This window comes from Burkholderia sp. Bp8998 (assembly GCF_003854235.1).
Taxonomy (GTDB): domain Bacteria; phylum Pseudomonadota; class Gammaproteobacteria; order Burkholderiales; family Burkholderiaceae; genus Burkholderia.
In genome coordinates, this window is sequence record NZ_QTQF01000051.1 from 37,712 (window position 1) to 44,480 (window position 6,769).

Sequence of the window (6,769 nt, forward strand, 5' to 3'; positions counted from 1 at the left end):
CCCTCTACGGAAATCGGTCGATGGATGCGCGTCAACGGGCGTCACGCCTTCAGCGTGCGATCCCACGGAAACAGCTTGCGGCCGAGCAGCCCGAGCGCGATGTCGGTGCCGAGACCGATGATCCCGATCATCAGGATCGCCGCGTACACGTTGTCGAAATGCTGGTAGCGTGCCTGCTGGCTGATGTACCACGTGATGCCCGAGCTCGTGCCGACGAGTTCGGCGACGATCAGATAGGTCCATGCCCAGCCGAGCAGGATCCGCTGGTCGCGATACAGGTCCGGCAGCACGCCGGGAATCACGACGTGCGTGAGCAGCTTCAGCTTCTTCGTGCCGAGCGTCATCGCGGCCTCGAACAGCCCGTATTCGAGCTTGCGCGTCGTGTTCGCGATGATCAGCACCTGCTGGAACAGCGTGCCGATCACGATGATCGCGATCTTCGGCGCGTCGTAGATGCCGAGAATCGCGACCATCAGCGCGCCGAACGCCGGCGCCGGCAGGTAGCGGAAGAACTCCAGGAACGGCTCCTGCAGCCGCGCGAGCGCACTGAAGGTGCCGCAGACGATGCCGACCGGCACGCCGATCGCGGACGAGATCACGAAGCCCCAGAAGATGATCCGGATGCTGTGCCACAGGCTCTCGTGCAGCCACACGCCGTCGCGCGATGCGGGCGGCGTCGTGAACGCCGTGTAGAACGCGCGCAGCACCTGGTGCGGCGCAGGCAGGTACACCGGGTTCGCGCGCACGCCTTCGGGCACGGCCGCGTGCGTCGCACGCGCCTGCGCGAGTTCGTCGTCGAACACGTCGCGGTCGATCTGCATGCCGGTCTGGAAATAGTCGACGCTCCCCGGATTCGTGATGCGCATTTGCGGATGCCAGACGAACGGCACATAGCTGATCAGGCACCAGACGGCGAACGGCAGCAGGAAGGACGCGAGGCCGAGCGTCCATTTGCCGCGCGTCGTCAGTTCGCGGCGCACGGCCAGCCATCCGGTCGTGTTGCGGGTCATTGACATGGGAATCTCCGTATCGTTTCGGGTGCCGGTCGCGCGGATGCCCGGGCAACGCGCGACCGGGCGTTCATTGCAATGCGCCGCTGGCGGCCTGCGCGCGGTAGGCCCGCCAGCCGCCGAAGCGCGTGATGTCCTGCGCATCGTCGAGCGCCGCGCCTTCACACAGGAAACCCTGCACCCGCGAGCCGTCCGCGAGCGTCAGCGTGCCGATGCCGAGCGGCGCCGCGATCCCCGCGACGAAGCTGCCGTACGCATCGACCGGCATCTCCCAGATCTCGACCGCGATCGGCGCGCCGCCGTCCGGCACGCGTACGAGGCCCGGCTTGGCGACGCCGCCGCATGCCGCCGCGGACAGCGCGTAGAGGCGATAGGCGGCCGCCGTCGTCGTCGCGGCGATGAAACGCGCGCCCCGCTGCGTGAGCTGCCCGTTCAACGGCTCGCCACGCAGATGCGCGCCGACGACGGCCACGCGCACGACGCCGGGCGACGCATCGGGCGACGCATCGGACAACACGCCGGGCGCAGGTACGTCCGGTGCCGGTGACCCGGCATCACCCGCAGCCGCATCGCCCGCGGCGACGATGCCGTCGGCCCACGCCTGTGCGAAATCCAGCAATCGCGCATCGTCGTGCGCGTGGCCGACGAACGTGATCCCGAACGGCAGGCCCGCATGCCGTCCGGTTTCGCATCGGCCGGCAGGCACGGCGATCGCCGACAGGTCGAGCAGGTTGACGAAATTCGTGTAGTAGCCGAAGCGTGAGTTGACGCCGATCGGGTCGGCTTCGAGCGCGTCGACGGTCGCGGTCGTCGCCGAGGTCGGCATCACGAGCGCATCGAGCCCGCCCCATGCGCGGCCCGCCTCGACGCGCAGCGCCGCGAGCCGGTCGAATGCCGCGAACGCGTCGGCCGCGCTGAAGCGCGACGCACCGCCGAGGATCTCGCGGATCACCGGATGCAGCGCATCGGGTTCCCGCGCGGCGAATGCGCCGATCGCGGCGAGCCGCTCGGCCACCCACGGGCCTTCGTACAGCAGCCGCGCGGCGGCCAGGAACGGGCCGAAATCGATCTCGACGACCCGCGCGCCGGTCGCGCGCAGCCGTTCGAGCGCTGCACCCCACGCCGCGCGATACGATTCGTCGCCGAAGAATTCGAGCTGATCGGCACGCGGCGCGCCGAAGCGCGATTGCCCGAGCGGCCGCACCGGATGCGCGCGCAGGCCGTCCGCGCCCGGCAGCGGCTGCCATGAACGCCCGTACGGATCGCCGTCGATCACGCCATGCGCGGCGTCGAACACCGCCCGAGCATCCGCCGGCGAGTGCGCGAACACCGACACGCAATCGAGCGACCGGCAGGCCGGCACCACGCCGAGCGTGCTCAGCACGCCCCGCGTCGGCTTGAGCCCGACGAGCCCGTGGAACGCGGCCGGCACGCGCCCGGAACCGGCCGTGTCGGTGCCGAGCGCGAACGTTGCGACGCCGAGCGCGACCGCTACCGCCGATCCGGAACTCGACCCGCCCGACGCATAGCGCGGATCGAGCGCATTGCGGCACGCGCCGTACGGCGAGCGCTGTCCCGAGAGCCCGGTCGCGAACTGGTCGAGATTGGTCTTGCCGATGGGGATCGCGCCGGCCGCGATCAGCCGCTCGACGACGGGCGCGCTGCGTGCCGGCGTATACGCATAGGCCGGGCAGGCCGCCGTCGTCGGGATGCCGGCGAGGTCGATGTTGTCCTTGATCGCGAACGGCACGCCGTAGAGCGGCAACGACGCGATGTCGCGCCCGGCGAGCGCGTCGGCATGCCGCGTCATCTCCGCGCGTGTGAGTGGCCGGATCCACGCATGATGCGGGTCGCCCGCGTCGACATGCGCGGCGATCGCGTCGACGAGCGCATGCGGCGTCAGGTCGCCCGCTTGATAGCGCGCACGCAGCGCGGCAATCGAGCGCAGCCCGGGCAGGATGGAGCGTTCCGTCGTGCTCATGCGACCGCCTCGGCCGCGCCCGCCCGCATCACCATCAGCCGCTGGCCGGCCACCACCGCCGCGCCCTGCGCGCAATCGATCGTCTCGATCGTGCCGTCTTCCGTTGCCGTCACCGCCACCTCCATCTTCATCGATTCGACGATCGCGACGACCTGCCCTTCCGTCACGCGCTCGCCCGCCTCGACCAGCACCTTCCACACGCTGCCCGACACGTCCGCGGCAATCGCCCGCTGCGTGTCGTCGAGCGCACCCGCTGCCCGCGCCGCCTGCGCGTCGACCTGCTCCGCGTCGCCGACGTACTCCGCGTGGCCAGCCGCCCGCCATCGCTCGCGCTCCGCTTCGAACGCGGTTTGCTGCGCGGCCTTGAACGTCGCGATCGAATCCGCCTCGTCGCGCAGGAAGCGGTTGTAGGCACCCAGATCGAACACGGATTCCTCGATGCGCAGCGCCGCACGGCCCGCGATGAAATCCGCGCGCAGCGCGGTCAGCTCGGCCTCGCCGACTTCGTAAAAGCGGATCTCGTCGAAGAAGCGCAGCAGCCACGGCTTGCCGGCCTCGAATTCGCGCGTGGTGCGGTGGCGGTTCCACATCTGCACGGTACGGCCGACGAACTGGTAGCCGCCGGGCCCTTCCATCCCGTACACGCACAGATACGCGCCGCCGATGCCGACCGCGTTCTCCGGCGTCCAGGTGCGCGCGGGGTTGTACTTCGTCGTCACGAGCCGGTGCCGCGGATCGATCGGCGTCGCGACCGGCGCGCCGAGGTAGACGTCGCCGAGCCCCATCACCAGATAGCGCGCGTCGAACACGATGCGCTTGACGTCGTCGAGGCTCGCCAGGCCGTTGATGCGCCGGATGAACTCGATATTGCTCGGGCACCACGGCGCATCGGGCCGCACCGACTGCATGTAGCGCTCGATCGCGATGCGCGTCGACGGGTCGTCCCACGACAGCGGCAGATGCACGATGCGGTTCGGCACGCGCATGTCGGCCACGTCGGGCAATTCTCGCTCGGCCGCCTGCAGATGCGCGAGCAGCGCGGCAAGCGGCAACGTCCGCGCGTCGAACTGCACCTGCAGGGAGCGAATCCCCGGCGTCAGGTCGAGCATGCCGGGCAGCCGGTGCGCGTCGAGCCAGCACATCAGCGCGTGCACGCGAAAGCGCAGGTTGAGGTCGAGCACGAGCGGCCCGTATTCGACCAGCACGTTGCGATCGCCCGAGCGCCGGTAGACCACCCCGATGCCGCCGCCGGCCGACGCGTCGCGATGCAGCACGCAATCGTCCGGCGCGCCGGCAGGTGCCGCCGGCACGACCGCGGCGGCATGCGCGGGTGACACGCGGGCGCGCACGAACTGCACGGTATCGCCCGGGCGCAACTGCCCGAGCTTCCACAACTCGTCGCGCACGACCGTCACCGGGCAGACGAAGCCGCCGAGGCTCGGACCGTCGGGGCCCAGGATCACCGGCATGTCGCCGGTGAAATCGACCGCACCGATCGCATACGCGTTGTCGTGGATGTTCGACGGATGCAGGCCTGCCTCGCCGCCGTCCACGCGCGCCCACTGCGGCTTCGGGCCGATCAGCCGCACGCCGGTGCGGCTGGAGTTGTAATGGACCGTCCACTGCGTGCCGTAGAGCATCGCGATGTCGTCGGGCGTGAAGAAATCCGGCGCGCCGTGCGGACCGTCGAGCACGCCGAGCGTCCATGCATGCGTCAGCGCGGGAATGTCGGCCGCGGCCAGCATCGCACCCGCGTCGCCACGCCCCGCGTCGGCGTGCAGATGCAGCACGTCGCCCTTGCGCAGCGCGCGCCCCGCGTGGCCGCCAAACTGGCCGAGCGTGAAGGTCGCCTTGCTGCCCAGATAGTCGGGCACCTGCAGCCCGCCTTTCACGGCCAGGCATGCGCGCACACCCGCCCCCGTCACGCCGCCGAGCTTCAGCACCGTGCCCGGCCGTGCGCGCAGCACCTGCCAGAACGGCGCGGGCGCGCCGTCGAGCGTGGCCGCGAGCGGCGCGCCGCCGAGCACGAACAGCGCCGCCGTGTTGAAGCGCAGCGTCGCGCCGACCATCGTGAATTCGAGCCCGGCCGCATCGCGCGCGTTGCCGAGCAGCGCGTTCGCGAGATCGAACGCGCGATCGTCCATCGGCCCGGACGGCGGCACGCCGACGCTCCAGTAGCCGACGCGCCCGGGCGCCTGCTGCACGGTGGTCTGCACGCCGCCGTCGAGCACGTCGATCGTGTGCGGCGCGAACGCGAAGCGCGACAGGAATGCCGTCGTCGGCGCGCCGCGCGCGAACGTGTCCGAGCCGACCACGGCGCGCAGGTAGTCGAGGTTGGTCTCGATCCCGTACAGTTCGGTACGCGCCAGCGCGGCTTGCAATGCAGCCAGCGCGTCGCGCCGCGTATCGCCGCGCACGATCAGCTTCGCGAGCAACGGATCGTAATGCGCGCTGATTTCGGTACCCGCGTCGATCCAGCCGTCGACACGCACGTCGTCCGGAAACGCGACGTGCGTGAGCAGGCCCGCGCTCGGCAGGAACTGCTTGTGCGGATCCTCCGCATAAAGCCGCACCTGGATGCTCGCGCCGCGCGGCGTGACGGCGAGCGTGTCGAGCGGCGGCAGGTCGCCTTCGGCCTGCAGGATCATCCATTCCACGAGATCGACACCCGTCACCGCTTCGGTCACGCAATGTTCGACCTGCAGGCGCGTATTCACCTCGAGGAAATAGAACCGCCGCGCGTTCGCGTCGAACACGAATTCGACCGTGCCGGCCGACGCATAGCCGACCGCGCGGGCGAGCCGCACCGCGCTCGCGTGCAGCGCGTCGCGCTCTTCATCGGTCAGACCCGGTGCGGGTGTTTCCTCGATCACCTTCTGGTTGCGCCGTTGCACGGAGCAATCGCGTTCGCCAAGCGCGATCGCATCACCGCGGCCGTCGCCGAAGATCTGCACTTCGATGTGCCGCGCATGTTCGACGAACTTCTCGAGATAGACGCCCGCATGCGCGAAGTTCGCGTTGCCGAGCCGCACGACGGATTCGAAGGCCGCCTCCAGCTGCGCGGCGTCGCGGCACAGCGACATGCCGATCCCGCCGCCGCCCGCGGTGCTTTTCAGCATGACCGGATAGCCGATCGCGGCGGCTTCGGCGAGTGCCGTCGCCACGTCGTCGAGCAGGCCGGTGCCCGGCAGCAGCGCGACGCCCTGCGCGGCGGCGAGCGCGCGCGCGGTGTGCTTGAGCCCGAACGCGCGCATCTGATCGCCGCGCGGCCCGATGAAGCGCAGGCCCGCGGCTTCGCATGCATCCGCGAAGCCGGCGTGCTCGGACAGGAAGCCGTAGCCGGGATGCACGGCTTGCGCGCCCGTTTCACGTGCGGCGGCGAGGATCGCGTCGATGTTCAGATAGCTGTCCGCCGCCGGCGCGGGGCCGACCCGCACGGCTTCGTCGGCGAGCGTCACATGACGCGCATCGCGATCGGCATCCGAATAGATCGCGACCGACGCGATGCCGAGCCGCTTCAGCGTGCGGATCACGCGGCACGCGATTTCGCCGCGGTTCGCGACGAGGACTTTCGTGAATCTCATGTTGCCTCCCGCCGGGCCGCCCCAAGGGAGGCAACCGCCCCCTCGGGGGGCAGCGAACAATAGTGAGCGTGGGGGTCGTTCATTCAGCCTCCCGCCGGGCCGCCCCAAGGGGGGCAACCGCCCCCTCGGGGGGCAGCGAACAATAGTGAGCGTGGGGGTCGTTCATTCAGCCTCCCGCCGGGCCGCCCCAAGGG

General features: G+C 70.4%; 3 protein-coding genes. All 3 read right to left on the minus strand.

The window, feature by feature from the left end; genetic code table 11:
• Positions 1-41: 41 nt before the first annotated feature.
• Positions 42-1,016, minus strand: a complete 975-nt coding sequence (locus DIE06_RS33245) for an ABC transporter permease (RefSeq protein WP_124665067.1) — start codon at positions 1,014-1,016, stop codon at positions 42-44.
• Positions 1,017-1,080: 64 nt separating this feature from the next.
• Positions 1,081-2,991, minus strand: a complete 1,911-nt coding sequence (atzF, locus tag DIE06_RS33250; RefSeq protein WP_124665068.1) for an allophanate hydrolase — start codon at positions 2,989-2,991, stop codon at positions 1,081-1,083.
• Entirely contained in the window at positions 2,988-6,575 is a 3,588-nt protein-coding gene (uca, locus tag DIE06_RS33255; protein WP_124665069.1) for an urea carboxylase, read from the minus strand. The genes atzF and uca overlap by 4 nt, the downstream gene beginning before the upstream one ends.
• Positions 6,576-6,769: the final 194 nt, after the last annotated feature.